28 protein-coding genes are annotated in these 26,181 nt (G+C 61.3%); 21 read left to right on the top strand and 7 right to left on the bottom strand.

Annotated features, from left to right (window positions below; genetic code table 11):
* Nucleotides 1–506: 506 nt before the first annotated feature.
* The 9 genes from VI08_RS13655 (at nucleotide 507) to VI08_RS13620 (ending at nucleotide 7,639) form a co-directional block, all read left to right on the top strand.
* A complete protein-coding gene (locus tag VI08_RS13655; protein ID WP_045830156.1) occupies nucleotides 507–1,160 on the top strand; it encodes an O-methyltransferase in 654 nt (217 codons plus the stop codon).
* A 25-nt stretch (nucleotides 1,161–1,185) separates the two neighbouring features.
* Entirely contained in the window at nucleotides 1,186–1,941 is a 756-nt protein-coding gene (locus VI08_RS13650; protein WP_045830155.1) for an SDR family oxidoreductase, read from the top strand.
* A 288-nt stretch (nucleotides 1,942–2,229) separates the two neighbouring features.
* Nucleotides 2,230–2,559, top strand: coding sequence for a hypothetical protein (locus VI08_RS22085; protein ID WP_198148950.1), 330 nt, complete (start codon nucleotides 2,230–2,232; stop codon nucleotides 2,557–2,559).
* 345 nt (nucleotides 2,560–2,904) lie between these two features.
* On the top strand, nucleotides 2,905–3,492 hold the full coding sequence (locus tag VI08_RS22580; protein WP_428992152.1) for an MFS transporter: 588 nt from the start codon (nucleotides 2,905–2,907) through the stop codon (nucleotides 3,490–3,492).
* Between the two features lie 5 nt (nucleotides 3,493–3,497).
* Nucleotides 3,498–4,067, top strand: coding sequence for a GNAT family N-acetyltransferase (locus VI08_RS13640; RefSeq protein WP_052697927.1), 570 nt, complete (start codon nucleotides 3,498–3,500; stop codon nucleotides 4,065–4,067).
* Between the two features lie 994 nt (nucleotides 4,068–5,061).
* Nucleotides 5,062–5,934, top strand: coding sequence for an aspartyl protease family protein (locus tag VI08_RS13635; RefSeq protein ID WP_084621507.1), 873 nt, complete (start codon nucleotides 5,062–5,064; stop codon nucleotides 5,932–5,934).
* Between the two features lie 101 nt (nucleotides 5,935–6,035).
* Nucleotides 6,036–6,266 (top strand): hypothetical protein, encoded by a 231-nt coding sequence (locus tag VI08_RS20960; RefSeq protein ID WP_198148948.1) that lies wholly within the window; start codon nucleotides 6,036–6,038, stop codon nucleotides 6,264–6,266.
* Nucleotides 6,267–7,182: 916 nt separating this feature from the next.
* Nucleotides 7,183–7,434: a hypothetical protein gene (locus tag VI08_RS13625; RefSeq protein ID WP_045830153.1), complete on the top strand. Its 252-nt coding sequence runs from the start codon at nucleotides 7,183–7,185 to the stop codon at nucleotides 7,432–7,434.
* A gap of 10 nt (nucleotides 7,435–7,444) precedes the next feature.
* Nucleotides 7,445–7,639, top strand: coding sequence for a hypothetical protein (locus VI08_RS13620; protein ID WP_045830152.1), 195 nt, complete (start codon nucleotides 7,445–7,447; stop codon nucleotides 7,637–7,639).
* A 56-nt stretch (nucleotides 7,640–7,695) separates the two neighbouring features.
* On the opposite strand, the gene VI08_RS13615 is transcribed toward VI08_RS13620, so the two are convergent.
* On the bottom strand, nucleotides 7,696–7,977 hold the full coding sequence (locus VI08_RS13615; RefSeq protein WP_045830151.1) for a hypothetical protein: 282 nt from the start codon (nucleotides 7,975–7,977) through the stop codon (nucleotides 7,696–7,698).
* An 81-nt stretch (nucleotides 7,978–8,058) separates the two neighbouring features.
* Nucleotides 8,059–8,520 (bottom strand): PA2169 family four-helix-bundle protein, encoded by a 462-nt coding sequence (locus VI08_RS13610; RefSeq protein ID WP_045830150.1) that lies wholly within the window; start codon nucleotides 8,518–8,520, stop codon nucleotides 8,059–8,061.
* Nucleotides 8,521–8,726: 206 nt separating this feature from the next.
* Here VI08_RS13610 and VI08_RS21830 point away from each other — a divergent pair, with 206 nt between their 5' ends.
* Together VI08_RS21830 and VI08_RS13600 are read left to right on the top strand one after the other, a co-directional pair.
* Nucleotides 8,727–8,945 (top strand): DUF3606 domain-containing protein, encoded by a 219-nt coding sequence (locus tag VI08_RS21830; protein ID WP_157006770.1) that lies wholly within the window; start codon nucleotides 8,727–8,729, stop codon nucleotides 8,943–8,945.
* A gap of 582 nt (nucleotides 8,946–9,527) precedes the next feature.
* The gene (locus VI08_RS13600) at nucleotides 9,528–9,797 is read left to right on the top strand and encodes a hypothetical protein (RefSeq protein ID WP_045830148.1); all 270 of its coding nucleotides are present in this window, start codon (nucleotides 9,528–9,530) and stop codon (nucleotides 9,795–9,797) included.
* 7 nt (nucleotides 9,798–9,804) lie between these two features.
* Here VI08_RS13600 and VI08_RS13595 read toward each other — a convergent pair whose 3' ends face one another.
* A complete protein-coding gene (locus VI08_RS13595; RefSeq protein ID WP_157006767.1) occupies nucleotides 9,805–10,113 on the bottom strand; it encodes a hypothetical protein in 309 nt (102 codons plus the stop codon).
* 71 nt (nucleotides 10,114–10,184) lie between these two features.
* On the opposite strand from VI08_RS13595, the gene VI08_RS22575 reads away from it, so the two are divergent.
* Nucleotides 10,185–10,397, top strand: coding sequence for a DUF3606 domain-containing protein (locus tag VI08_RS22575; RefSeq protein WP_157006764.1), 213 nt, complete (start codon nucleotides 10,185–10,187; stop codon nucleotides 10,395–10,397).
* Between the two features lie 416 nt (nucleotides 10,398–10,813).
* On the opposite strand, the gene VI08_RS13590 is transcribed toward VI08_RS22575, so the two are convergent.
* Nucleotides 10,814–11,227 carry a hypothetical protein gene (locus VI08_RS13590; protein WP_045830146.1) on the bottom strand — a complete coding sequence of 138 codons (414 nt, stop codon included), beginning with the start codon at nucleotides 11,225–11,227 and terminating at the stop codon, nucleotides 10,814–10,816.
* Between the two features lie 633 nt (nucleotides 11,228–11,860).
* On the opposite strand from VI08_RS13590, the gene VI08_RS13585 reads away from it, so the two are divergent.
* Nucleotides 11,861–12,088, top strand: a complete 228-nt coding sequence (locus VI08_RS13585; RefSeq protein ID WP_157006761.1) for a hypothetical protein — start codon at nucleotides 11,861–11,863, stop codon at nucleotides 12,086–12,088.
* Nucleotides 12,089–12,767: 679 nt separating this feature from the next.
* Here the strand turns inward: VI08_RS13585 and VI08_RS13580 are convergent.
* Entirely contained in the window at nucleotides 12,768–12,950 is a 183-nt protein-coding gene (locus VI08_RS13580) for a hypothetical protein (RefSeq protein ID WP_045830144.1), read from the bottom strand.
* Nucleotides 12,951–13,230: 280 nt separating this feature from the next.
* Here VI08_RS13580 and VI08_RS13575 point away from each other — a divergent pair, with 280 nt between their 5' ends.
* Nucleotides 13,231–13,566, top strand: coding sequence for a transposase (locus VI08_RS13575; RefSeq protein WP_052697923.1), 336 nt, complete (start codon nucleotides 13,231–13,233; stop codon nucleotides 13,564–13,566).
* 68 nt (nucleotides 13,567–13,634) lie between these two features.
* Here the strand turns inward: VI08_RS13575 and VI08_RS13570 are convergent, their stop codons facing one another.
* A complete protein-coding gene (locus VI08_RS13570) occupies nucleotides 13,635–13,925 on the bottom strand; it encodes a hypothetical protein (protein WP_045830143.1) in 291 nt (96 codons plus the stop codon).
* 478 nt (nucleotides 13,926–14,403) lie between these two features.
* On the opposite strand from VI08_RS13570, the gene VI08_RS13565 reads away from it, so the two are divergent.
* The 7 genes from VI08_RS13565 to VI08_RS13535 all read left to right on the top strand — a co-directional run bounded on the left by VI08_RS13565 (nucleotide 14,404) and on the right by VI08_RS13535 (nucleotide 24,634).
* A complete protein-coding gene (locus VI08_RS13565) occupies nucleotides 14,404–16,620 on the top strand; it encodes an ATP-binding protein (RefSeq protein WP_045830142.1) in 2,217 nt (738 codons plus the stop codon).
* A gap of 12 nt (nucleotides 16,621–16,632) precedes the next feature.
* Nucleotides 16,633–17,091: a response regulator gene (locus tag VI08_RS13560; protein WP_045830141.1), complete on the top strand. Its 459-nt coding sequence runs from the start codon at nucleotides 16,633–16,635 to the stop codon at nucleotides 17,089–17,091.
* Nucleotides 17,088–19,487, top strand: a complete 2,400-nt coding sequence (locus tag VI08_RS13555) for a response regulator (protein WP_045830140.1) — start codon at nucleotides 17,088–17,090, stop codon at nucleotides 19,485–19,487. The genes VI08_RS13560 and VI08_RS13555 overlap by 4 nt, the downstream gene beginning before the upstream one ends.
* Before the next feature lie 331 nt (nucleotides 19,488–19,818).
* Entirely contained in the window at nucleotides 19,819–20,805 is a 987-nt protein-coding gene (locus VI08_RS13550; RefSeq protein ID WP_232309551.1) for a YihY/virulence factor BrkB family protein, read from the top strand.
* A gap of 135 nt (nucleotides 20,806–20,940) precedes the next feature.
* Entirely contained in the window at nucleotides 20,941–22,302 is a 1,362-nt protein-coding gene (locus tag VI08_RS13545; protein ID WP_045830139.1) for an alpha/beta fold hydrolase, read from the top strand.
* Nucleotides 22,292–23,815 carry a GMC family oxidoreductase gene (locus tag VI08_RS13540; RefSeq protein ID WP_045830138.1) on the top strand — a complete coding sequence of 508 codons (1,524 nt, stop codon included), beginning with the start codon at nucleotides 22,292–22,294 and terminating at the stop codon, nucleotides 23,813–23,815. The genes VI08_RS13545 and VI08_RS13540 overlap by 11 nt, the downstream gene beginning before the upstream one ends.
* 15 nt (nucleotides 23,816–23,830) lie before the next feature.
* A complete protein-coding gene (locus VI08_RS13535; RefSeq protein WP_045830137.1) occupies nucleotides 23,831–24,634 on the top strand; it encodes an SDR family NAD(P)-dependent oxidoreductase in 804 nt (267 codons plus the stop codon).
* A 21-nt stretch (nucleotides 24,635–24,655) separates the two neighbouring features.
* Here the strand turns inward: VI08_RS13535 and VI08_RS13530 are convergent.
* On the bottom strand, nucleotides 24,656–26,181 hold a 1,526-nt coding region (locus tag VI08_RS13530; protein ID WP_045830136.1), incomplete at its 5' end, for a glycoside hydrolase family 15 protein.

Below are 26,181 nucleotides of genomic sequence, written 5' to 3'. Positions count from 1 at the left end.
CAAGACCGCTAAATCGAACGGCGACCTGTGCGCCACGCCTTCTGTACAAGGGCATTTCACGGCGGCTTTCCGATCGGTGGCAATCCGGGCACGCCTCAAAGCGACGTCTCTGTCGCTAAGGCGCTGCCACGATCCACAGCGCCTGACGTTGGGGTGGGTTCGCATTTTTCAGGCCCGTGTCAGCGGGAGGTCCCGGTACGCAGTCATGATGGCCATCTGGCGAGGACACGCCTACACCAACGCCTTTGATCGAACCTCAACATCGTTATCGGTCCTTGGTGGCTTCGATCTCATAATCGCGAAAATGCGACGTGCCGCGATAGTTCCAGCCTGAGTCTTCCTCGGTAGATTCAGAAAAAGCGCCTCATGGCCGGAGTAACCAAAGACCGTGGCTCTAGCCGGACGCACCCGCGCAATGCGAATAGCGCGCAGCGAGGACGGCGCTTAACCTAATGCGACGAAACCGTCGCGTCTAGAGACGACGGCAATCTCCTTGGATTTGGTCTATGTCTACCCTCGCATCGCAGCCCGTTGCGCCCGTCATTCGACGACTGATCAATGACGCCGACAGCCCGTCAGTGATTGCCGCCATGTCGGAGCGCACGGCTCAGGAGCAGCTCGTCAGTCGTACACAATATCGCGATTTCTACACCCGCTTCAGCCGCGCCACGCTGTCGGTGACGCCCGATGTGGGTCAGCTGCTCTACGCGCTCGCGCGAGGTCAAAAGGCCCGCGGCATCGTTGAATTCGGCACCTCTGTCGGGTTGTCCACGCTCTACTTGGCTGCGGCCCTTCGCGACAACGGCGGGGGTCATCTAGTCACCACGGAGCTAGACGACGCAAAGGTGGCCCGGGCGCGCCGCAACCTCGCGGACGCCGGCCTCCTGAGGTGGGTCGACATCCGTCAAGGTGACGCGCTGTGCACGCTGCGGCAGGGCATACCCGCTTTGGTCGACCTCGTCTTCCTGGATGGCGCCAAGGCCTTGTATGGGGACGTTCTAGACATCGTCGAGCCGTACCTGCGCGCTGGCAGCGTTGTCGTTGCGGACAACACCGATATCTCCCCCGACTATACCCGCCGCGTCCGTCGCCCCTGCGGCCGATACCTCTCAATGCCTTTCACCGCGACCGTGGAGGTCTCGGTATGGGCCGGGCACTAACCATTTATTGTTTCAGGACCCACACGTGAACATCTCAGGCAACACGATCCTCGTCACGGGCGGTACCAGCGGTATTGGCCGTGCTCTAGCGGAAAGTCTGAACGACGCTGGGAATTGCGTCATCGTCTCAGGCAGGCGGCAGTCGCTGCTGGATGAGGTCACGGCCGGACGCGAGCACATGCATGGTGTTCTCGTGGACGTCACGGACCCCGGGTCCGTAACGGCTCTGGCCCAGAAGGTACGCACGGACTTTGCCGGTCTGAACGTGTTGATCGCCAACGCGGGCATCTCGAGACCCGAGAATCTCCTTGACGAGGCATGGACGCCAGATGATGCCGAGGCGATGGTCAGCACTAACATCCTCGGCGTGATACGCGTGACCGGGGCACTGCTTCCTGTAATGGCCAATCAATCCGAGGCGACGCTCATTGCCACATCGTCGGACCTGGCGTTCATTCCTATGGCTGCCTTTCCGACCTATTGCGCCACGAAGGCCTTCCTGCATTCCTGGCTGCAGTCAGCTCGTCATCAACTCAGACGTGCTGGCGTGGAAGTCATCGAGCTTTCGCCGCCTTACGTGCAAACCGAGCTGACCGGCGCCCGTCAGGCGTCCGATCCTCGTGCAATGCCGCTTGGCTCCTACGTTGCCTATGTCATGGATTGCCTGGCAGAGAAAAATCTTCCCCGAGGGGAGCTGCTGCTCAACGACGCCAGCGGACGGCGATTCGCCGAGCGTAATGGCGTCTACGAGGCCATGTTCGCGGCTATGAACTCTCGCTAGCCCAGTGCGCTTCGCCCTTTCCTTCACCGCATTAGCGTCTCGATGCCATGACTGCGTTATGCCGAACGAATAGTCCCGCCAAGGTTCACGGCTTGAACCTCATCCTTTTCATCTGCTACCTGTGTATCGCCGTCCCACTGCCAGCGTTATCGGTGTACGTAACTGACGAGCTCGGCCAGAGCAGTGTATGGGCCGGGTTGGCTGTAGGCATCGCGTTTCCTCTCCACCGTGGTGTCTCGCGGATACGCGGGCAATTTCGCTGATTAACTAGGCGCGAAGCCTGCCGTGGTGGAACGGCTTCGCCTGTACGCCCTGGGGGTCGTCGTCGCGTGTATACCGGCCAGGCTTCCCGCGGCCGCACCAACGAAACTGGCGATCTTGCTAAGCGGTCGATTGATGACAAGCGTGGGCGAAAGCCTTGTCGGCGTGGGCATCATTGCGTGGGAAGTCGGCGTCATCCGGCCGGCGCGCGCAGGAAAGGCGCTTGCACTGATCGGTACGGCGATCTACGTCTCCCTAGCCGTCGGCGGCCCGCTGTGGCTTACCTTGATGCATCAGGCCGGTTTGCCTGGACGACGGGCGCCAGCGGCAGGCTCGCGCTTCTCGGCCTCCTCCTAATCGGCCCCATGGCAAACTTAGAGGCGACCCGCGGCGCAGCGAAGCGACCGTCCGTGTTTCAGGTTATTCGACAGGTCTGGCTCTACGGCGCTATCGTGGGCCTGCAGGGTATCGGCTTCGCCGCTATCAGCGCGTTTTTCGTCCTGTTCTTCATAGCGCAAAGCTGGAGCAATGCGGGTCTAGGTTTAAGCGCCTTCGGCACGGGCTTTGTGCTCATGCGCCTGCTCTCCGGTTATCTGTCTGATCGCTGGGGTGGGCTGAAGGTGGCCAGCGTGTTCCTGGCCATTGAGGCACCGGATCAAGTTGTCCTTTCGCTCTCGCCGACGCCTTCCGTCGCCTTAGTCGGTGCGCCTCACCGGGGTGGGCTGCTCGTTGATCTTCCCTTCGATGGGCCGCGAGGTCGTTCATCTTGTCGATCCTCGTCTAAAAGGCGCGGCGCTGGGTGGATATGCGATGTTTCAAGACTTGGCGTACGCCCTGACGGGCCGGGCCGCGGGTTTCTTGGCGGCGCACTACTCCTACCGCGGTACATTTCTGGCCGGTGCGACCGCCGCCGCAGTTGGGCTGCTGGTGGCGACGGGCTTGCGTCGACAGGTCGCCTTGGCGGGGCGCGTAGCCACGCTGGTGGTCGTCCGCGAGGGGGGGGCTGAGCAACAACGGGCGCGTCTGCCAAGGCCGATCGCGTACACAAATGCTGATGCTTGCAGCATTTGTTTCAACGATCCGAGTGCATCCACGGTTACGAAGGGCGGTCACTTGCTTCCCATGACGGCCATGTCACTCGGTGGTGGTCGTTGCTGGGGGGAAGGTGCCGGGTCCGCTCGTTTCGGCATCGCCGTACAGCCCGCGACTCAATCCACGGGCTACGATACATTTCTCCGACCTATCCTCTTAAGCTATGACTCGTGGCACTCGCACGGGCGCCAGACATAAAAGCCGTGAAAATTGAGTCTATCCCTTACCCTCATGATCTGACCGATGGCGTCGTCAGCCTACGCCGCTACCGCGATAGCGACCCCAGCGAGCTCGCCGCAGCGATAAGCGAATCTGAGGCTACGGTCGGCCGTTGGATGAACTGGGCAAGCGCTGACTACAGGGCCGAGATGGCAATGGATTGGATTCGATTCAGCGAAAAGGCCTGGGCGATCGGCGATTCGTTCGACATGCTGATCGTGGATGCACGCAGCGATAGGTGCCTGGGGAGCATTGGTCTGAACCAGCGCAACCGCGAAAACAACTTTGCAAATCTTGGGTATTGGGTGCGTCAATCAGCCCAAGGCAAGGGCGTGGCATCGCGGGCAGGCAAGCTTGCAATCGAATGGGCCTTGTGGCGCGTAGGACTTAGTCGCATTGAGATCGTAGTCGCGCAAGACAATTCGGCGAGCCGTCGAGCGGCTGAACAGATAGGTGCACAGTTCGAGGGTGTGTTGAGAAAGAGGCTAATGATTCGTGGTGCGCTGGTCGATGCCGCCATGTACGCGGTGGTCGCGGGCGATTATCCTCGATAGGGACCGGGCCGCCGGATTCGGAAAGGACGCGGCATCGTAATACGGCGGAGCAGCGAAGGCTGACTTTCCGTAACAGCAGGCGTGGCTAGATCCCGTCTCGGTATGCTGACATGCTCCCGGTTTGGTGCAGCGACATCATAGCCGCCTTGGGTGGCACAGAACGGCCGGACGCCTTGAGCGGCGGCTCACTAGTGCCTGTGCCTAGGCAACACGAGCTCGATGAGAAGGACCGCGCCGTGGCCACCGGGCGGGAATCGCTCGCTAACGTGAAATGCCCGATGGCATCTCGCTTTTGGGAGTGAGTTTTCGCTCGACTAAGCCGCCAGGTGAGCGCACCCGAGTGCTTTCACAAAAAAACAGAGCACCTTTCGACATCATTGATACATGCCTACTCATGAGCGCTCACTCCGAAGTCTCGTTTGTGCCCTTGCGCATCACCATGACGCGCGCTTGAGGACAAATGCCACATGGAGGGGACTGCTCCTTGCCTTCGTCGTCCATATCGTCGTCGCGTCGCTTCATCTCACCAGTCGCGCTTCATGTAGAAATTCGTTCGGCGCGCTTTGTTTGATTGGCGCGGTCGCACTCTCAATAAGCATCGCTCGGCTGCGTCGTGCGGAAAGAGGCGTTCGAAACATATTGACGGTACGAACCGAAGGACCTACGTGCCAGACGCGGGCGAACGTCACGTGACAATGCCCGCGCGCTTTGAACGCTTGCTAACGCTTGCCGTACCCGGAATTGAACGCGTGGAGGCTCATGTGCCGCTATCGAGATGTGTGCTCGAATTACGCGCTGGAGCGTTAGTCGCCGAGACCGCGACAGACCGATCGGCGATCGATGGGATGACTTAAGTCATGAAGAGCGAGGCAGCGATTTCTGTGCATATATGCCTATGTGTGTAGGGCGTAGGGGAGCCTTCCATGCCATCGGTCATCTAGGCTTAGTGCCGCGGGAGCGGTTACTTTGATCGCACATCCCCAGAGTGCCAAGCATGCATCCCTCACGACTCCTCGCTCTTGTCATCGCAGCAACCTTTAGCTCCTACTCGCTCGCCGCGGATGTGATAGCACTATCGCGAGAGGGTAGAGGCGTAGAGACCGTCGACGCGACGGTTGCCGGCAAGCCCGGAAAATACCTCTTCGATAGCGGTATCGGCACCTCAGGCATAACGCCTGATGTAGCTCGGTCAATCCAATGCACGCCCTGGGGAAAGGTGACAGGCTTTCGCGCAACCGGTGAGCGCATGGATGTGCCTCGCTGTAACGGTGCTTCCGTCTCGCTGGGCGGGACAAGCATCAAGTTAGCGCAATTGAGCGTCTTTGACCTAGCGACATTCATGGGTCCGGCGGCGCAGGGCCTCTCGGGCGCCTTGGGTCTGGACGTTTTCGACGGACGCACAGTGACACTCAATATCGCCGAGCACCAGCTCGTTGTGGAAACGGACGAGAGCCTCGCGGCCATCAAAGCCCACGCTATCGAAGTTCCTGTCCGCCTTGTACGTGCTGCCGAAGGCGCAGCACTGACGGTCAGCCTCGGTCTGCCTACGGCGTCAGGCACCCTGTGGATGGAGCTCGATACGGGGAATTACGGACCTTCATTAGTTGACACGACAGCTGCGCCTCTCTTGGGATTGGATGCGAGTAACCCGCACCCCCAACAATTTAAGGCGCATGTTGCCGCTGACGTTGAGATTGACGATGTAGCCGTCGTCAAGCCGCTCATCATGGACGGTAATCTCGGAAGAGGCGTCCTGCATCACTGGAAGCTGACTCTGGATCTTGCTCATCGGAAGGGTTGGATCGTTGTGCGGCCGCTTACCTTCAACGACGAGGTGAAGTCGATGGCCAAACGTCTGGGAAGCTGACTTGCGGTGTCTCGGTCATCCCGTCGATAGCGGGTGACGGCTAGGTGCCCTCAGTTCGCCTGCCCAATCTAGAAGATCGAGGGATGCCAGAGCGTTGGGATATGCTTGAAGGTCGCCGCATGGTCGGGTTTCGTCCATCGTCGCGCGACGGCGTCCTCCCGCTGAAATTTGAGGTGGATGGGGTGGCGAAGAACGTCACGATCCTCGCGTCCTACTCGGTAAAAGAGGCGGACAACTATGAGCGGGCGGCTCGCAGCAGCTTTGGCTTGATGCACATTCCGCGCTCTGACATCGAGGAAGATTTGGACAGGGGTATCTTGGGTGAATGCTAGGCGGCCACTCCACCGTCGCCGACCCCCATGTACGCGACACACGCACCTAATCGACAACTGAGCACGCGCGTGCGCGTGTTTATCGAGCGCGCAGCGGATCGGTACACGCAGTAGGAGGACCGACATTTTATACCAATCGCCGTGCAGGTCGTTTGGAAATTAATAGGCGACCGAGTGTGATTCGGATTGAAAAAAGACCATGGTCGTTTCTCTGCGTTTGGCCCATCGAGCGGTGTGGGTAAAGTGGTGTGCCTGTCGCCGCTCAGGTTCGAGTAAGCACCGGCTCGGACTTTGCGCGATGGCGGGCTCAGGGCGCTACTGGGCAGGGCGGGGATGATCTGTCGATGCCATCAGCGTGCGACGTTTGTGGTGTAGCGGGCTCGATGGGCACGTCGTTGCCAACAAACACGCGCCAGCACGCGCGCGATAAGCGCCGGGCTAAAGCGTTTAGGAGGGCGCTGTCGCCCTCCGATCCCAAGCCGCGACATCGCTATACGGAGCCGAGTCGCTACTAGGTGCCTAGGAGCTCTTAACAATTGGCGTCTTCTGACTGCGTGCACATCAAACTCGAGGCCAAATGCCCCGAGAGTTGCCGGAGGCCAAGTTCCCGGGCACGATGCGGAAATGAGGCCATGGGGTTGTAGGAATGCCAAGTTACTCGGGACGCAAAGACGATCTGGAGTTCGAGGGGAGTTGGGGTAGGCGGCCTGGCGGTGGGTGTGCCTGGGCTGCCACGGTTTATCGGGGCGCTGAGCCGATCGGCCGCATGACTGGTGACATTGAATTGCCTGACAGCTCAGAGGAAGACTCGGAGGCTGCAGTTTTAAGGGACACGGAGGCGGCGCTCGACGCCTGGGTCCAGGAAGCTTGAGGACCGATTGCTCCCTTCACTCGTAGTCGCCGGGACGCAGCACCTATGCAGAACTCACTGATCGGTCGCCACGACACGTTCGAATACCGCGGTAGCTGGCTGAGACGGGACGGCGGATGGGTGCTGTCGGGCGGAACGGTGTACAAGAAGGACGTCATCGTATGCACGCCTCGCGGAAGCTTGTCGGTTCCCGAGGGCGAGGACGACGATGCCATTAGCCTGGCGGTACGGACGGGCATTCAGACGGTCATCGACGCCCACAAGTGGCGATGGGGGGCGGGACGGCTGGAAACATGAGAGCGCCATTATGAAAGTTGCCTATCCCCACCCGGTGTCGCGTCGGGTGTATGAGATTGAGGCCGAGGGCCACGACTTCACCGTCACGCGTGAGGGTGTCACGGTCTTTGCGGATGGGAAGGTTGTCGGCATCGACGGCAACCGCTTGGAAGCGGACGAGGTCATCTGTGTCGCAAAGATGTGGGTCGACGCGCAGATCGACTGAGGCGGCCGGGACGGCGGGGACGCACTTCCCATAGGGTGGCGCGCGTGGTCGACGAATCACGTCGCCTTTCGGATCGATGGCCGCAGTGTCTTCGCCACCCCTAGGATAGCGGCACCGTAACCCGGGAGCGGCTCGCCAGATTCTCCCAACGTCGCCTCGATAACCTTGGCAGCGTGAACCAGGCTCGCCATTCCCAACGACTCCGCGCGGGCGATCAACAACTTAGCGCCAAACCGCGCCTCGTCGAAATCCTCGGCCAAGGCAGCGTCGCCCAACGCGATGGCGTCGGTATGTATGGCCTCAAACCGGGCGATGTATGAGTTGTCAAGCGTCTCCATGCGCGGAGGATACGCTCTTTTCACACATTGCAGAGTGCCTGGAGGGCGGCGGCTATAGCGCGCCGCCGCCCCTAGCAGGGCTTACTTGGCGCCGTGGAGGGCGTGCTTGAGATCGCGCATCTGGTCATGGCCGCTCTTGACCGAGACGAAGGCCTCGTTGATCACTGCGCGGGTGGCAGAGCTGACCTCCCCATCCTTCAGGGCGTCTTCGTACTTCGCCTTGATGTGGTCTTCGCCACGCTCGATCTCGTCCACGATCGCCGTGTCGTCCTTCGAGCTCATTTTCGCGCGGAGGTCCACGAACATGCGGTGGGCCTTGGCGAGGATGGTGCCATCGTCCTCTGGCTCTCCGCCAAGAGCCCGCACCTGCTGCTGGAGGTTGGTGGCGACGAAGCGGCGCTCGGAGGCGCGCTGTACGAACACCGACGAGTAGCGGGAATTTTCCGCGTCCTTAGCGGCTTCGGAGTAGCCGTCGGCGCTGTCGATGGTGGTCTCGATCAGGCCGTTGAGAATCTTGATGTCGTGCTCATTCGAAGGTGCCATGTGAAGCTCCGGCTGGTGGACGGACCACCATCTTGACCTTCGTGAACACCAAGAAATCGTGAAAGAGCCCTTCGGTCGATACGCGACACCTTGGACGAGGCGAGCGTGCGCGCTTCACAGACGTAGAGTTCGCGCTCAGGTAGACAACACGTTAATGCGACGCGGCGGCCCTTCGAATTAGCGACAGAAGAACTGCCCGATGCGCCATGACCACCGACAAACCTTCGCAAGTCGACACATGGCTTGACCGAAAAACCTGTGTCGATCCTTCCGATCCTGGAGACCTGGCGTTATGGGGATTGGTGCTCGGCATATCTGCCGACGAAGTACTGCATGCCTCTCGAGCGGTCGGCACTGACCCCGCGGCGATCCGCCGATTCGTGGTCTCAACGCCGGGGCCACGCAACGGCAAAAGACAGAATTGAGTCACTCTATACGAGGCGTGACGCGCTTAAGTTAGCCACTCCCAGGGCGCCCGGCGATGTCACGCACACCTTCATCGCCGCCGGTTTCTTTTAAGGCTATTCGTAGGCCGCGGAGACTCAGGTGATAGGCATGTGTTTCTTTTCACATCCCGCCTGACATGTGTAGAAGCTCTGCTGCTGCGCCAGGCGCAGGACGGTTCCGTCTTCCAACGTGATGCGAACGGTGCCATCACCGCGCCGACTGCCCCGGCGAGACCGCGAGTCGTCCACGGACACGATCGTTTCCTTCAGGTCGCCCGCCCCCCAACTCCACGTTGCAGAGCCGGCACCATCTTTAATGCGGATGTCCGCCGTGGCGGCGGGAGGCTGGCTCGTTAGATGGAGGTCTGGCCCATGGGAGCAAGCCGAGATGAGCCAGACAAACGCGCCGGCTCCCACGAGTACCCAAACTCTCATCGATCACCCTCCAGACTGCTACCCGCTTATCGGTCATGGAAAGGCAAACTTGAGGACTGACGCAACGCCTAGAGCCTTGCTTCGCTTAACATGTAAATTATCGAGAACGAGGCGGATGGGGATTTCATGAAGGGTGTACGCCAGACACCGGCTAAGCGGCCGGACCTGACCTTCCCCTATTACGTCCAGCGCGGGCGCGTGATGCCGAGCATCTATGGACCCCTTCTGGCGTCCTTCCGGGCCGATGCTCAGTTACCGGCTTTCGAGACGTGGGCGCAGCTCGAAACTTACCTGCAAGCCAAGGGTAAGGCCGACCTTGATATCGCTCTCCGTCTGTGGCGGTGCTACCAAGCGTGGTTTCGTGACCGGCAGCGGTTGAAGGAGTTACGGCGGTGAGCGATGTCTAAGGTGTGAGCGCCCGCGCAAGGTTAAGCATCGCCTGACCGTAGCCAGGAAGGGGATCGCAACCCAACCCACGAAGCAGCAGCACGACATCGGCGGCTACGCGTGCAACTTCCCAAAAGCCCATGTCTTGCACGCTCATGTGGATAAAGTGCGTCCGGAACCGTGCCTCGTCGAGGTCGTGAGCCAAGACTGCATCGTTCATCGCGATAACTTCGAAATTCAGCTTCGCCAGGCGGCGGATGGTGGTGTCGGAGTGCGTAGTCGTTGGCACAGGTTGGGCCGTAGGCTGATGGGCGAGGGTTTTCACCGATGTAAGCGCTATATTCCCGACGTCTCCACAGTATTTCTACCTAATAGACGGCTCACTCGGTGATCTCCATGTCTACGGTGTTCGAAAATGAACGACGAGTTCGACGCCATGTCGCAACGAATACGACAATTGATCCCAAGGATCGGTTAGGTCTGCACTTATGGTCATTGGTCTTAGGCGTTTCGCCGGAGGCTATCATCGACGCCACGAGGGTCGTAGGTGTGGACGTGGAAGATGTGCGGCAGGAGATCGACGCGCATCCTGATGATTACACGGACTAACTAGGGGGTGAGAGAAGACGTGGCTTGGGAACTAGTGGCGGGCGTCGGACTCGCGGCGGTGGTTCCTTCACCGAATGTCGCTCCTAAAGAGCCGAATCTAGGCATACTCGCCTAACGGCCGTGCCTATTCCTCCCGACGCCTCTGCCCACTTCGATCCAGCGCTACTCGGCCCGCCGCCGCGCGCGCGTTCTCTATCTCGTGCTTCAGTGCCAGCGCGAAGGAAGTGAGTCGTGGGAGACTCTTGCAGACATTCTGGCAGGCATCCGCGGCGAGCAGCTGAAGGCTGTCCTACGGGGAGCCCCCATAAATGACAAGCTTGCCCGGGAAATCGAATGGACCTCGAACAGGCCAGCCGGATGGCTTGATACTGAAGCGGGCGATCCCCTAGACGGCTAGCCAGCTTTGACGGCTCACCCTATCCCTCGATCGGGACCATCGACCAGGCCACGGGCATATTGGACGCGGTCGCACCCGGCTTGGCACACCCAGACGTTTCGCTCGCCATCGCTGGATATCGTCTAGCTGGACAAACGGGTGCCGTGTCTGAGACATCGGTCGGCTGCGCACCGGCGGGCGTTAGGGTGGCAAACGTGACGGTGGCAAGAGCATGGTTCGAGGGCGGCAGGTTGTCCCACATGGTCGGCTCGATGAAATATGCTTCATAGGCTCGCCCGAGCGCGCACGGGGCACCGCGCATCCGCCGTCCGATCTCGTGGTAGAGCGACATCGACTGATCCTGGTTCATGCCGTCCGCCAGCACGTAGGTCACCCCGCCGACGCCAAGATTCAGGCGGTTTCGGAAGGCTGCACACGCGCCGCGGGCGCCCATGTTCTTTCCAGTCCGAACATACTGCCCATGGCGCCGAGCTCACGGTCCGAGAAGATCACGTAGTTGGGCCCGACGGTTTAACCGTGCTGAGCGCCCGCGCTTTCGCACGCTGGCGATACCGAGGCCACGACACCCGGATCCGATGGGTCGTCCGCGCCATCGATAGCCGATCAAGCGCCAAGGCCACTCCCGTCGGCCACCCCTGCAATGCCGCCAAAGCTGCGTGCTCCACGCCCTCTGCCAGCTCACTTATCTAGCCGAATCCCTCCCGCTCCGGGATGTGATGGTAATCCCGCGTAACATCCAGCTCTGAGGGCAAATCGCGCGGGTTTCGAATGCTCGGCAGTTGCAGACTGGCCCGTTACAGCCAAACCGAGCCGGTCGTTCGCGCGATCTCCGGGATCGGGTCGAAAAGGGCCACAGGGTGGTAGAAAGAAAGGACTTCTGATTCTCGCTAACTCACTCCCGTCGTCGCTCCAGGACTCAAAAAAGTCAGATTCACATCCGTGAGGACAGCCGCTCAACCTGCGCGCCGGTTCGCCGATATAGAGAACGAGGCCAGATCCCGAGTGGGCGTGGCGAATGGTGAGCAAAGTGTTAGGCAAAGTGATCTGGTTTCACGACGAGCTAAAGATGGCGCTCATCGAGCGGCGCGGCGGATTCACCGTCGGGTCGGTGGATGAGGGTTTTCTGACCTTGGGCGGTTACGTCGAGGGCGCATTGGACCACCAAGGCCCGACCGTCTTAATGGACCTGGCGACCGAAGCCGAAGTGAGCTTTCTGGTGGAAGCCGATACGGTCACCGAAGACGAGGCCAACGAACTCTTGGGCATCGTTCGCAGTGAGTCGTTGGATAAGTAGCCGACAGCGGTCATGCCGCGGTCAGCGGCGCTCGTCGGACGTTCCTGGATTAGGCGGCGGTTTGCGCGCCCGGCGCGGGCGCCCCTCGCTATCACGAAGAATCTTTGAACAGGCGGGGCAATAGCCGTCGCCCTCAATGAGGTCCCCAAGTGGAGCGCCACATCGGCGGCACATCGTGGCAGGCGTATCCATGGCACCTCTCTTCCGTTGAGTCGAGCTACTAACGCTCGGAGAGCCGTGACGTTCGCGGCGACTTGCTCATCTAACGCAATGGTTGTCTGGCGTCACGGGGCGTCACTGTCACCGTAGGAGAAAAGCTCTTTTTAGCGTCCGGCTGTTTCGAGCGTCCAGATAGCACCCTCAACACTGGCACGCACCGACGCTTCGGCAGACTCGGGCGATCCAAGCAGACCGCACGAACCGCTGGGCAGGCTTATGGCTTCCTCGCCGCGGAAACAAACACCCGCCCACAGCAGCCGGCCGCCCGCGCCAGCCACCCACGTCACCCGATACCGCAACCCAGTCACCTCGCCAGTCATGCGCTGAAGCATCCCACCTCCCCCAAGATCTTCTGCGCCAGGAATGACACTCATGATCGAGGATGCCATAAGGCAGAATAGGGACGTTGAAGGCTCTGAGAGAGGCGGCACCCTCGAAAGGGGCCGTCGGTGGTGGCTGATTACTCCGGGGCTTTTGCGGGCACGAAGGGGGATACCGGGTCGCTGGCCGGGAACGTCTCCTCCAGAGCTTGATCCTGGTTGTCGCTCTCTTGCTCCTTCCGGGCCTTTTCCTGGGCCGGTGTCTCAGGCTTGGTCGGAGCAGCGTGATCCGGGTGATGAATGTCGGTGCGATCGTGAGCCATAGCGTTCTCCCGTTGGAAGCCTCACTGTTTGGGTGCGGGCGTGAACGGCAGGTCTCCGATCGGTGCGCTCGATGCGCGGGAGGTTAGGACCCTACAAGGGTCTCCGAAGGGGGTCAGCCCCTGACGGAGCTGCCAGGGCTCTACTTGCCAGCGCTGGCTAGGTTGGACGACGGGCCCTGACGAGGAGGGGTCCAGTTCCATCCGTAGAACGCCCGCCGCCATCACACCTCATCGGCGCTTTGGGACGTAGTCTTCACCGCCAGAAACAGGGGATACATCCGTGATCAGTGATGAACTTTGGCAGCAACTCGCCGAGTTGCTGCCAGGCGTGCCTTGGGGCCGAAAGCTCCACGGCAAGCGGGACCGGGCGGTCTTCGAGGTCATGGCACAGTTGGCCGTGAACGGCGGCCACTGGTTCGAAGTGCCGCCAGGTGGGGCAGGCCCTTCCGGCTTGCTCTGCTGGCGGCGTTACCTGGCGTGGCGCGAAGCTGGGGCGTGGCCCGAACTTTGGCGCACCCTTCATGCGGGATTGCTGGCGACGGGTCACGGCATCGCCCCGCGCGTGCCCGGCCACGCCGTGGCGGACATGGCGCCGGCCAGCTTCTGGGCCAACTAGAGCCAAGCGAACGTGGTGCCCGGCGTGGCGGCCTAGACCCAAGGGAGGTGCGCTGGTCCGCGGTCGCCCTAGGGTGCGAGGCGGGGCGCCAATATCCCCATATGCTCGGCAGCCAAAGCGATCACGGCCCCCATCCTCGCCTCCTCGGCCGGCTCGGCGACAGGCAACCGGAGGTCCGCGGCAAGGGCGTGAGCTTTTCCCGCCAAGGCCGCCCACCCCTCGGCGTGGGCGTAGGCGCCCAGCAACCCCGCGCGGAAAGCGGCCTCCAGCCGGTCCCCGTTGCGCCACTCGGTGACCAAGGCGAGCATTTCCTGACCGACCCCGGCAAAGGGTGTATGGGGCAATCGTTGCGGCTTCATGGCTATCCTTCGCTCTGTGGGGGTGTGTGCACCCTTTAGCGGCTTCGAGAGCCAAGACTGAAGTCGCTTCCGATCGTAAAAGCCGCATCCAACCCCACCAATCGATCCTTAGAACTGGTTCGAACAGGGTCCGCCGCCTATCACGGCAGCAGAAGCGTCGTCGGTCGGTCGACATCAACTCATCGCCCGAGCCGACACCATTGAAGCACTCGTTCATTGGAACAGCACGTAGGCGGTAGTCACTAACTTCCGGATCGCTGCCCCCATCCGCTTCTCCGCTTAGCTTAAGCATCGTCGCTGAGGTGGGCGAATCGGTCTTTGGCCGGAGGCAAACGCTCAGCGCAGCCCAACGATTTTGTCATTTAGGCATTCTGAGGCAGTATAGACTGGGTATCTAGAGAGGCATGAGGGCGCCGCGCCCTGCCTACCCACCTCAATCCTGCCGCGATGTCGCCCCAAGCGGCGGCCGGAGCGTGTTATGCCTTCAGTGTCGTCCCCGGCCCCTCGTGAGCTGGACCTTTCAGGATGTGCCAGTGAGCCGATCCACACTCCCGGGGCGATCCAGCCTTACGGGCTGCTGCTGGTTGTGAATCCGCGCGACCTTTTGGTCACGGCGCGGGCCATCCCGCCATCCCTCGATGACCTCGATGATCCCCTGGATGCGCCGATTGATTTGGCATTCGGTGGTGTGCTCCGCGCGTGTCAGGGCACGATCGCCGCCATCTCCACGGATCAGTCCGTTTATCTAGGCTTGTTCGAACTGAGCGCGCATGGCCTGTTTCATGGTCTGGCTCATCGGCATGGGGACGTGCTTCTGATCGAGCTGGAAATGAGCGTAAGCGGCGAACCAGCCTCGCTCGAAGAGCTTTATCCGACGATTCGCCAGTTCATGCTTTCTCTGGAGAAGGCGGACAGCGTAGAGGAACTCTGCGCCATGGGAGCGGCGCAAGTCAGCGAGCTGACCGGGTTTGACCGCACATTGGTTTACCAGTTCGATGCCGCCTGGAACGGCGCGGTGATCGCCGAATCGCGAAACGACGTTCTTCCGTCCTATATGGACCTACGGTTCCCAGAATCAGACATTCCCGCTCAGGCCCGTGAACTGTATCGAAAGAACCGCATTCGCTTGATTGCGGATTCTACGTATGAGCGTGTTCCGCTGGTGCGGGGCCCATCTGCTAACGGGCACGCTCCTACTGACCTCAGCGCGGCCACGCTCCGGAGTGTTTCGCCGGTCCATCTTCAATACATGAAGAACATGGGCACCGGTGCGTCGATGTCGGTGTCGCTGGTCCACGACGGCAAACTCTGGGGTCTGATTTCCTGTCATAACGAGGCGCCCAAGCAGGTGCCCTATCACGTCCGAACCACCTGTGAGTTCATCGGTCAGATCCTTGCCCTGCAGATTGCCCAGAAAGAGCGGGGCGCGAAAGTCGAGGAGCGAGTCTCTCGTCGAGCCGCACAGATGCATCTTCTCGGCCGGATGACGGGAGACGGCGATTTTGTCGAGGCTCTCAAGCGAGACGAAGACCATCTTCTTGCCCTTACGCGGGCCACAGGCGCGGCGATTATCCGTCGCGAGGACTGCGTTCTCCTTGGTGACTGCCCCAGTGAAGAAAAGGTCCGGGAGCTTGCCCAGTGGATCTCAGCTAAGAAGGACGGCGGCGATACCTACGACACCGACCAGCTAACGACTGTGTGGGCAGAGGCGGGCGATATCGCTGGTGTCGCCAGTGGACTGCTAGCGATCTCGATTTCTCAGCTACATGACAGTTATTTGATTTGGTTTCGACCCGAAGTCGTGCGAACCGTCCGTTGGGGCGGCGACCCTCGTAAGGAGCCGACTGACGGCACGCTCTCGCCGCGCAAGTCTTTCGAAATCTGGAAGGAGACCGTGCGTGGACGATCAATTCCTTGGGACGATATCGACCGTGATGCGGCCATGGAGCTGCGAGTCGCCATTGTTGACATCGTTCTGAGGAACGCCGAAGAACTTGCTGAGGTCAACGAGCAACTGGTTCGAACCAATAAGGAGCTGGAAGCGTTCTCCTACTCGGTGAGCCACGACCTCCGTGCGCCGTTTCGTCACATCGTTGGGTATTCGGAACTCCTAACGAGTTCAGCTAGAGACCGTCTCAGCGAAACCGAGCAGCGCTTCATCGACACCATCGTGGAGTCAGCAAAGTCGGCTGGCACCCTGGTCGACGACTTGCTGAGCTTCTCTCAGCTGGGTCGATCGAGCTTAGGCAAGATGAATGTTGCGATGAACACGTTGGTCGACGATGTCCGGATGAGTCTGGACATGGAGCATCAGGGGCGCGAAGTGACGTGGCTCGTGGAGAACTTGCCGACGGTCCGCGTCGATCCTGCGATGATGCGCCAAGTCTGGCAGAACCTCATCGCCAACGCGCTCAAGTTCACCCGGCATGCCCGGGTCACAGAAATCGCTATCGGTCATCTCCAAGATGAACATGAGAATGTCTTTTGGATAAAAGACAATGGCTGCGGTTTTGACATGCGTTACGTCGACAAGCTATTCGGGGTATTCCAGCGACTTCACCATGTCGAAGACTTCGAAGGAACTGGCATCGGTCTGGCGAATGTTCATCGGATTGTGACGCGACACGGGGGCCGGGTCTGGGCGGAAGGTAAGCCGGATGTTGGCGCGACGTTCTATTTTTCACTTCCTCGGTAAGAGAGGTTTTCTGTGCGAGATTTACGACCGATCCTCCTTGTTGAGGACAGTCCCAAGGACGCCGAGCTGACGCTGGCCGCACTGGCCCGGTGCCAGTTGCTCAACGAAGTGGTTCATGTCCGTGACGGTGCGGAGGCGCTCGACTACCTGCGTAGCGAGGGGGAGTTTGCTGACACTCGTCACGGCGGCCCCGTGGTGGTGCTACTCGATCTCAAGCTGCCGAAAGTCAACGGACTGGAAGTGCTCGAAGAGGTGCGTAAGGACGAGCGGCTCAGAAGCACCCCGATTGTGATGTTGACGTCCTCGCGGGAGGAGCAGGACTTGCTACGAAGCTACAAGCTGGGCGTCAATGCGTTCGTCGTCAAGCCGGTTGACTTCAAGGAGTTCTTTGAGGCGATCCAGGGGTTGGGCGTCTTTTGGGGGATTACGAATCAGCCGCCGCCACGCGCGCCCGAGGGTGAGCGGGAGTGAGCACGGATTTGTCGCCATCGATCCGCATCCTACTGCTGGAAGACAGCGCACTGGATGCGGAGCTGATTGAGGTTCAGCTCAATGCTGCGTCCTTAGCTCACGTCACCGAGCGGGTTTGGACGCTCGAAGCGTTTGAGGCTGCACTTGGCGAGCACCGGCACGATGTCATTCTCTCCGATCATCTGCTTCGTGGGTTCGATGGTCATGACGCGCTTGTCCTTGCTCGGCGATTTGCTCCAGATGTCCCCTTCATTTTTGTTTCGGGGACGCTTTCAGAAGAACTCGCAGTAGACGCGCTGAAAAAGGGCGCACGCGACTACGTCGTGAAACAACGGCTCCAACGTCTGCCTGACGCCATTGTTCGCGCCCAGAAGGAAAGCAGAGAGCGCCAGAGACTGGCAGTTGCCGAAAGCGAATTGCGAGAAAGTCGTCAACAACTTCTGTTAATGGCGGACGCACTTCCGGCCTTGATCGCGCACGTCGGAACCGATGGCCGCTACCGGTTTGGCAACGACGCCCATCTACACTGGTTTGGGGTAGGGCCCGATGCGCTCCCAGGCCTTTCCGTGGCGGATGTGCTGGGGGAGGACGCGTTTGCGACCATGGAGTCGGCCCTGACCGGCGTCCGCATGGGTGATCGCCGATCCGTGGAGGTTCGGTTGGCTGCGTCGCCCGTCTCCCCGGCCCGGCAAGCGCAGATTGACTTGGTCCCTGAGCAAAATGATGACGGGATCATCGTCGGTTACTACATGCTCGCCCGCGATATCACTGAGCTCAAGAGGGCCGAGGCACTTCTGCGCGAGAGCAATAGCAACCTTCAGAGGGAGGTGCGCGATCGGACGGAGGCATTGGCCGGGAGCCAGAAGCGGCTGGCCGCCTTGTTCGAGTCGAGCTTTCAGCTTCAAGTGATGCTTGACCTGGAAGGCCGTGTGATCGATGCCAATAGGGCATTCACATCTGCCATCCTCAGTGAACGGGCCGACTTGGTGGGCCAACCTATCGTGATGTCGGCATTCTTCGCCGGTTCCCCCGGCGTGGGGGCCGAGATCTCCGGATCGGTCACCAGGGCTGCGAGCGGTCAGGCGTCCAAGCATGAGATGGAGCTGGCCCTTCCCACGGGAAAGCGCAGCTTCGAGGTGTCGGTCCGTCCGCTTTTCGACATGGACGGTTTACCGGGCGCCTTGGTGATCGAGGCGGTGGAAACCACCGCGCGGCGGCTGGCCGAGCAGGCGTTGCGTCAGTCCCAAAAAATCGAGGCCATCGGTCAGCTTACCGGTGGGATCGCTCACGACTTCAATAACATTCTTACGATCATTGCCGGTAGTGCCGAGCTCGCCAAAATCGTCATCGAAAGGCTTCCCGGCGCAGAGCGCGCTTCGCGCGCGCTGGACAATACGTTGAAGGGGGTCAGCAGTGCCGCCTCGTTGACGCATCGACTCCTGGCCTTTGCCCGCCGCCAACCGCTGCGAACGGAAGCCGTGAATTGTAATCAGCAGGTGCTTGGCATGGAGGATATGCTGCGCCGGACTCTTGGGGAGCTTGTCCAGCTTAAGCTTTTGACCTCGCCGAACCTCTGGAACGTGGAGGTGGATGCGTCCCAGCTGGAAGCGGCCGTTCTAAATCTCGCTGTCAACGCGCGTGACGCCATGCCCGAGGGCGGAACGCTGACCATCGAGGTCAGCAACACGCACGTCTCTGACGCGGATGCGGCTGCGCTGCCAGAGGCTAATGCTGGCGACCATGTGATGGTGCGAGTCCGCGATACGGGCGCTGGAATGTCCGAGGAGACATTGGCGCGCGTTCTTGAACCCTTCTTCACAACCAAGGAGGTGGGGCGGGGCACGGGCCTTGGACTGCCGATGGTCTACGGCTTCGTGAAGCAATCGCGAGGCCAGCTGATCCTTGCCTCGGAACCGGGTGCCGGGACGTCGGTGACCATGCTGTTCCCTCGCACCAACAAAGCCGTCGCGCACGCGGACTTCGTCGTGGCCCCGGTGGTCGACGCCATGCGACACAGCGCGACGGTCTTGGTGGCCGAAGACAACGACGACGTGCGCGCTTACGTGGTTGAAGTGCTCCGAGAGGTTGGATACCGGGTGCTGGAGGCGCACGATGGGCCCGCCGCGCTGCGCCTTCTTGAGCGCTCGGACGTGACTGTCGATATGTTGTTTTCAGACATCGTCATGCCGGCCATGTCAGGCTGGGACCTCGCGCAGAAAGCGCGCCAGATTCATCCTCATCTGCGAGTGCTCTTTGCGTCGGGCTATCCCCGGAACGTCGAAGATAACGAGCACGAAATTCGCAATGTCGGGCTTTTGTCGAAGCCCTTCACACGGAGCGAGCTCACAGGCGCGGTCGCGTCTGTGCTCGAAAAACCGGCGCTGGTCGAATCCTGAGCGGGCGCCCTGTTCGATGGCGACCTTTTCGATACGTCGATCATGCCGCCTTGGCTATGTCGCCGGGCTTTTCCGGCGACGCGTTCGCCAAAGCCGGCGGCGTTGGCGCTCGTCGTGGGTGTGTGGGTGACGGGACAGAGGATGCGCCCCGCCTCTACGCCCGCACGCTGGGTCGTTGGAGCTCGCACCGGTTGAATCAGCATCCATGCTTGGCTTGCTTCGCGGTCGCGGGAATCGTCCTCGGGTAGTCACTTTGCCCACACAACGCGTGGGGCACGGTTCACCTTCATGGTTCTCGGATGGAGACACGGCGATGGGTGGCGTCCCTACTTTGCTGAAGAAGTTGACGAAGGCGACCGTGGACGGGTTCAGTGACGATGAGCTGATGACCCGCGCGGCGGCACTGGCCTTCTACGCCGCGCTATCGGTCGCACCGGTGCTCCTGCTCCTCGTTTGGATGCTTTCAACGCTCCATCCCGGGCTTGAGGACCAGCTGACCGAGGCCCTGCGGACGACGGTCGGGGAGAAGGCAGCTTCGTCGCTGGAATCGGTGATCACCAGCGCGCACGAGCATCCCCGCTTGGGCCACTTGGCCGGCCTCGTGGGATTGGCAGTAACGCTGTTTAGCGCGTCCGCCGTCTTCGCTCAGCTCCAGGGGACGCTTGATCGCGTCTGGCGGGTGAAGCCAAAGCCTGGCGCTGCGGTGGGCACATGGCTGCGCGCACGCGCCCGGGCTTTCGCCCTCCTGGGCGGCGTCGCGTTTCTGCTGATCGTCTCCCTGGTCGTCAGCGCGGTCATCCAAGCCGTCTTCTCCGGCGAGGGGGCTGGCTGGACGGTGGCCAAATACGCGGTGTCCGTGGCGGTCTTCCTCGCGGCCTTCACGCTCATGTTCCGGGTGCTTCCCGACGTGGCCATTGACTGGAGCGACGCGCTGCTGGGGGCGATCGTCACCACAACGCTCTTCCTGGCCGGCGAGTTTTTTATCGGGCTCTATGTGGCACACAGCAATGTTGGGGGCGCCTATGGGCCGGCGGGCGCGTTCGTCGTATTGCTGACCTGGACCTACTACTCGTCCTTGATTGTGTTGGTTGGCGCGGAACTGACGCGGAGCCTCGCTGAAGCTCGTGGCAAGCCGATCCGACCAAGTGCGCACGCCGTGCAGATCGAATCGGCGCCCCCCGAAGTGGGTGCGCCTGGCGTCCCGGGTTACGCCCGCCGTCGCCCGCGCGGTCCGTCTGCGCTCGGTGGGCCTGCCGCCCTCATCGCCGCAGGCGTGGTCGTTGGCCTCTTTACCGCACGCTCCCGCCGAAAGCGGTGAGGCTGAGCTGTCCAGCGAGTCATCTCCAGAGATGGCCACGGAACTGCATGGGAGCTGGAGCATCATCCATTCACACGCCCTGGACGATTCCCCAACGCCCACCGCTTAACAGTCGAGTCGTCCCCGGAGACCTTCATGTCGCGAACCACCGTTTTCTTCCTACACGCATTGGGCATGAGCGGCCGCGAGTGGAACAACGTTTGCGCTGTCCTCGCCCCGAAATTCGATTGCGTGCCCATGGATCTTCCAGGTTTCGGCGACAGAGCCGCCATGGGGGCATGCTCAGTCGATGCCTTGGTCAACTGGACCATCGCTCAGATTAAGGGGCGCGCGTCGTCGGCTTGGGTGATTGTCGGGCACAGCATGGGAGGCAAAATTGCGTCGCTGGTCACCGCGCGCTCGCAGTCGGGAGAAGCAGGACTGGCGGGTTGCTTGGGTGTTGCCCTGGTGGCTGCGTCCCCGCCGTCGCCGGAACCCATGGAGGAGGGCCGCCGCCAGCACATGATCGATGTCTTCAAATCCGGGTCGATCGCGCCAAAGGACGCAGAGGCGTTCATTGATGCCAACACCGCGGGCGCGCTGAGCGGTTTGAGCCGGGAAGTGGCCTTAAACGATGTTCTTCACACCAGCGCGGCCGCGTGGACCGAATGGCTGGAGTCGGGCAGTCGGGAGGACCGGTCCACAGACGTAGGGCAATTGCTGGTGCCTTCGCTGATCCTGGCAGGATCTGAGGACGGGGACTTGGGTGAAACCGCGCAGCGCCAACTGAACCTTCCGCACTTTCCCAAGGCCGGCCAAGTGGGCGTCATCCCCCAATGTGCCCATCTGATTCCGTTGGAACAGGCAGAGGCATTTGCCGCGGTGCTGGAGAGGGCCCTCGACTCGTGGGAACGCCGCGGCTTGCCGGCCCAAATGGTTTGGTTGCTCGATTCGGACCGGGTGGCACCGGCTGAGCGAGCCCGAATCCTCGCCCGCCATCATGGTCCAGAGCAGGCTTCATTTTTAGAGGAGGCGGACCGCGCGACCCTGCGAGCTCTTACCCAGCATGTGCTGGGCTCAGATGTGGACGCCACCGACATTGCCAATCGGGCGGAGGTCGCGTTCCAGGAGGGCCAAGGGGATGGTTGGCGCTTTGCCGATCTGCCGGAAGACGCCGAGGTCTGGCCCCTCGCGCTAAAAACCTTGGAACGTTGCTGCGCTGGGTTTGCCAAATCAAGTTGGGACATACAAGCGCAAGTGTTACAGGCAACTACTGAGGGAACGCTGCAGGTTCCCGCTGGAGCTCCCCTCACTGGCGGCCAAATGAAGCAATGGTTTGAAGACGCCCGAGCGCACCTGGCACGGATCTGGGCAAGTCTGCCAAGCTCCTGGGCTGAAATGGGCTACGACGGCTTCGCGGTTGGTGGATCGGGCGTCGTCCTCCAAGGTTATGCGGCAACGTCGGCGGACGATGTCGAGCCGTGGCAGTTGATAGGGACGCACGCCCATGAGGACTGACGCAGAGGCGGTCGACGCTGTGGTCATCGGCAGCGGCGCGGGCGGTGCGCCGCTGGCCGCTGCGCTTGCGCGCGCAGGCCTCTCCGTTGCGATCCTGGAGGCCGGACGAAGCTTTCTATCACAGGACCATGCGCCGGATGAGACGAAAACCGATCTGTATTGGATGGAAGAGCGCCTGAGTGGTGGCGTCACGCCCGTTGCCTTCGGGGCGAACAACTCGGGCATGGGGGTAGGAGGCTCCACGCTTCATTGGGGCGCGTTTTGTCCGCGTCCCGACGCGCGAGACTTTGAGTTAAACAGAGAAACAGGCGACGGGCACGACTGGCCCCTGGCGTATCGGGATCTGCTGCCCTATCTGGAGCGCGTGGAGCGATTTATTGGCGTCGCTGGGCCAGCACAGTATCCGTGGGACTTGGAGCGGCATTACGCGTTTGCCCCAACTGCTCGCAATGCGCCAGCGCAGGCGATGCGTCGAGGTTGCGAAGCGTTGGGCATACGCTCTGCCGATGCCCCGGCCGCCTTGGTCACGCGGGCGCTGGCCCAGGAATATGCGCCCGAGCGTCAGCCCTGTGCCCAGTGTGGCGCGTGCCACCAGGGCTGCGGTAATGCGGCCAAAGCCAGCATGGACGTCACCTACCTGCCGCAGGCGATGGCCTACGGCGCCCAGCTAATCACGCGCTCGCGCGTCCATACGCTGGAGCAAACCGCCTCGGGGCGCCTGTCAGCCGTTGTTTATCGCCGGGAGGACGCCGACCATCGCCTTCGCGCAGGCGCCGTGTTCCTGTGCGCAGGGGGCGTGGAAACGCCCCGGCTGCTGCTGCACAACGGCCTAGCCAATAGCAGCGGCCAGGTGGGGCGCAATTTTATGGCTCATGTGGCCACCCAAGTATGGGGCACGTTCGACGCGGACATGAGGATGAATCGAGGGTATCCCTCATCACTCATCTCGGAGGATTTCGTGCGACCGGACGCAGCGGGGTTCGTTGGCGGATACTTGGTCCAGAGCTTGGGGGTCCAACCGGCAACGCTCGCAACAACGCTCGCACGTGGAGCAGGCTTGTGGGGCGAGACGCTCATGACGAAGCTCCGGCGCTACAACCGGCTTGCTGGAATCGGCATCAATGGAGAGTGCCTGCCGGCGAAAGACAACCTCTTGACCTTGTCGGACGAGGCCGATGCCATCGGCATGCCTAAGGCCCGCATCGACTTCAGCTACAACGACAACGAGCGAGCGCTCGATGCACACGCCACAAAAACGCTTTCAGCCATCTGGGAAGCCGCCGGCGCCTCGGACATCTTTGCCGCTGCCCGCTCCGCGCACACGCTCGGCACGTGCAGGATGGGTATTTCACCCGCAGGCGCCGTCGTGAATCCGGATGGTCGAAGCTTCGACGTGCCCAACCTCTATGTGTGTGACAACTCGATCTTTCCTAGCGCGTTGGCCGCGAATCCTGCAACGATCACTATGGCGTTGGGACTGCGGACGGCGGAGCGCTTCCTCCAACAGGCATGATGACGGGAGACTGATATGGATCTGGGCATTGCGGGACGGATCGCTTTGGTAAGTGGGGCCGATTCTGGCATGGGCAAGGAAACGGCTCGCCAGCTGCTGGAAGCGGGCGTGAGGGTGGCAATCACTGATGTTGCCGATGGCACGTTGAACGAGGCGCTCGAAGAGCTAAAGCCTCTGGGTGAGGTGGTCGCAGTCCCAGGTGACGTGCGAGTTGCGACGGACGTGCGCAATATCTGGTCTGCGGTCCGCGCCTCGCTCGGCGAGCCAAACATCTACGTCAATGCGGCCGGAGTCACGGGTGCGACCGGTGAGTTTCTTTCGGTCGATGATGACGGTTGGCTCGACACGCTCAACATCAACTTGATGGGTGCCGTGCGTATGTGCAGGGAGGCTATTCCCGCAATGCGCGATCGCGGCTGGGGACGCATCGTCCTGTTCGCCTCTGAGGACGCCGCTCAACCCTACACCGATGAGCTGCCGTATTGCGCTTCGAAGGCAGGCATCGTGAGCCTGACCAAGGGGCTGTCCAAGGCCTATGGCCCGTCCAATGTTCTGGTCAACAGTGTGTCTCCGGCGTTCATCGCTACGCCCATGACCGATGCCATGATGACCAAGAGAGCAAAGGAGCGGGGCACCAGCTTTGACGATGCTGTGCGCTCGTTTCTTGAAGAGGAGCGCCCGGGCATGGCCCTACACCGCCGCGGTCGCGCGGAGGAGGTCGCCTCCGCCGTCGTTTTCCTGTGTTCCGAACGATCAAGCTTCATCAATGGTGCGGGCTTGCGCGTCGACTCAGGCTCGGTCATGACGACGGCAGGATGATGCGACCGGGCTGGACGTCGCTTAAAGATCAACGCCCATCACGGTCAGGATGCCATGGACGGCAGCCAGGTGGCTGAGGCCTTGCGGCACGTTTCCTAGCCACGCCCGTGATACCGGATCGATCATTTCAGCCAAGGTGCCAGAGCCTCCCTTAAGCGAGGTCAGGGCGTCGTCTAGGGTCCGTTTCGCTTTGTCATGCTCTCCGAGCAATTGCCACCCTTCGGCCATCCAGAACGTGCAGGCGAGGAAGCATCCCTCCTTGCCCCGCGCGTCACTGTAGCGGTAGTGGAACACCCCATCGCCTAACGTGCGGTCGATGGCTTCGAGCGTTCTCTTGAGTTTGTCCTGGCCATCGAAGCGAAAACGAACAGCGAGCGCCATCGCAGCATCCAACTGGCCGCTGCCGGGCCACATCTCAAACGCACCCATCGATTCCGACCAGCAATGCTCTTCGATCCAGCCGGCGACCCGGTCGCGTTCCCGCACCCAGCGGTCCCGGCAGGTGGTGGGTAAATAACTGCCATCGGCCAGTTCGACCGCCCGCGCCAGCGCCTGCCAGGCACTGATTTTGGACATGGTGTAGTGCTGAGGTTCGACGAGCTCCCAGATTCCCGAGTCTTTCTGACGCCAATTGTCAGCGCAATGATCCGTCAAGCGGCATAAAACTTCGATGCTTTCACTGTCCAACACGTTACCGTGCTTCACAAAGCGGGCGGCAGTTTCGAGAATGTCGCCGTAGACGCCGTGTTGATGCTGGTGCACGACCTGATTCCCGATAACCACGGGAGTCGAATTCCGGTAGCCCGGAACCTCGATTTCGCGCACGTCGGGCGGTGCGCCGCCATCGAGCTTGTAAAAAAGCGCACCATCGCTATCCCGAAGCCGCTTGATCAGCCACGTGAACGCCGCCTTGGCTTCTGCGTGCGCACCCAGACGGGAGAACGCTTTAATGGTGTATCCCGCATCGCGCACCCAAGCGTAGCGATAATCGTAGTTTCGTTCGCCGCCGATGGCTTCCGGCAGAGAGGTGGTCCCCGCAGCCGCGATGGCTCCAGTGGGCGAATAGAGCAAAAGCTTAAGCGACAGCGCGTGGCGGATCAGCTGCTCCTTATAGCTGCCCCCGACCTGTAGCTGCTCGGTCCATCGGCGCCACTCATCGTCGGAGGCATCAATCCGCGCATCGATGGCGGCGGGTGTCGGGACGATCAAGGGCTCGTCTTGCCCAGCGACGATCGCAAGCAGCTCCCGTTGTCCAGCCACGACATGGAAGGTCGTCTCCATCCCTTCGTCGGACAACGAAGAAAGGTCCAACGCGGGCGTGGCGAGAACGATGCCGAGGACGCGCCCGACGTGAAAAACACATTGACCGCCTTGCCGAGCGACATAGGGGTTTGCTCTGTCGGCCCGGCGGCCGAACCGCAGGTGCACATCAAAGTGGACGGTCCCGCTGATGCCCTCGATTCGTCGCGCCAGCTCCTCCCAAGGGAGGCGACCGGCGGTTCCGCTATTCAACGACTCGGTGATTCGCGCCACACCCGCCACGGTGT

Source organism: Luteibacter yeojuensis (genome assembly GCF_000964085.1).
Classification (GTDB): domain Bacteria; phylum Pseudomonadota; class Gammaproteobacteria; order Xanthomonadales; family Rhodanobacteraceae; genus Luteibacter; species Luteibacter yeojuensis_A.
This window is presented reverse-complemented; position numbering and strand designations above follow the sequence as displayed.

Excerpts from the sequence above, each read along its gene's own strand:
- VI08_RS13655 (WP_045830156.1), top strand. The coding sequence starts at position 507 with ATGTCTACCCTCGCATCGCAGCCCGTTGCGCCCGTCATTCGACGACTG.
- VI08_RS13635 (WP_084621507.1), top strand. The coding sequence starts at position 5,062 with ATGCATCCCTCACGACTCCTCGCTCTTGTCATCGCAGCAACCTTTAGC.
- VI08_RS20960 (WP_198148948.1), top strand. The coding sequence starts at position 6,036 with ATGCTTGAAGGTCGCCGCATGGTCGGGTTTCGTCCATCGTCGCGCGAC.
- VI08_RS13625 (WP_045830153.1), top strand. The coding sequence starts at position 7,183 with ATGCAGAACTCACTGATCGGTCGCCACGACACGTTCGAATACCGCGGT.
- VI08_RS13620 (WP_045830152.1), top strand. The coding sequence starts at position 7,445 with ATGAAAGTTGCCTATCCCCACCCGGTGTCGCGTCGGGTGTATGAGATT.
- VI08_RS13615 (WP_045830151.1), bottom strand. The coding sequence starts at position 7,977 with ATGGAGACGCTTGACAACTCATACATCGCCCGGTTTGAGGCCATACAT.
- VI08_RS13610 (WP_045830150.1), bottom strand. The coding sequence starts at position 8,520 with ATGGCACCTTCGAATGAGCACGACATCAAGATTCTCAACGGCCTGATC.
- VI08_RS21830 (WP_157006770.1), top strand. The coding sequence starts at position 8,727 with ATGACCACCGACAAACCTTCGCAAGTCGACACATGGCTTGACCGAAAA.
- VI08_RS13600 (WP_045830148.1), top strand. The coding sequence starts at position 9,528 with ATGAAGGGTGTACGCCAGACACCGGCTAAGCGGCCGGACCTGACCTTC.
- VI08_RS22575 (WP_157006764.1), top strand. The coding sequence starts at position 10,185 with ATGTCTACGGTGTTCGAAAATGAACGACGAGTTCGACGCCATGTCGCA.
- VI08_RS13590 (WP_045830146.1), bottom strand. The coding sequence starts at position 11,227 with ATGGGCGCCCGCGGCGCGTGTGCAGCCTTCCGAAACCGCCTGAATCTT.
- VI08_RS13585 (WP_157006761.1), top strand. The coding sequence starts at position 11,861 with ATGGCGCTCATCGAGCGGCGCGGCGGATTCACCGTCGGGTCGGTGGAT.
- VI08_RS13580 (WP_045830144.1), bottom strand. The coding sequence starts at position 12,950 with ATGGCTCACGATCGCACCGACATTCATCACCCGGATCACGCTGCTCCG.
- VI08_RS13570 (WP_045830143.1), bottom strand. The coding sequence starts at position 13,925 with ATGAAGCCGCAACGATTGCCCCATACACCCTTTGCCGGGGTCGGTCAG.
- VI08_RS13565 (WP_045830142.1), top strand. The coding sequence starts at position 14,404 with ATGCCTTCAGTGTCGTCCCCGGCCCCTCGTGAGCTGGACCTTTCAGGA.
- VI08_RS13545 (WP_045830139.1), top strand. The coding sequence starts at position 20,941 with ATGTCGCGAACCACCGTTTTCTTCCTACACGCATTGGGCATGAGCGGC.
- VI08_RS13540 (WP_045830138.1), top strand. The coding sequence starts at position 22,292 with ATGAGGACTGACGCAGAGGCGGTCGACGCTGTGGTCATCGGCAGCGGC.
- VI08_RS13535 (WP_045830137.1), top strand. The coding sequence starts at position 23,831 with ATGGATCTGGGCATTGCGGGACGGATCGCTTTGGTAAGTGGGGCCGAT.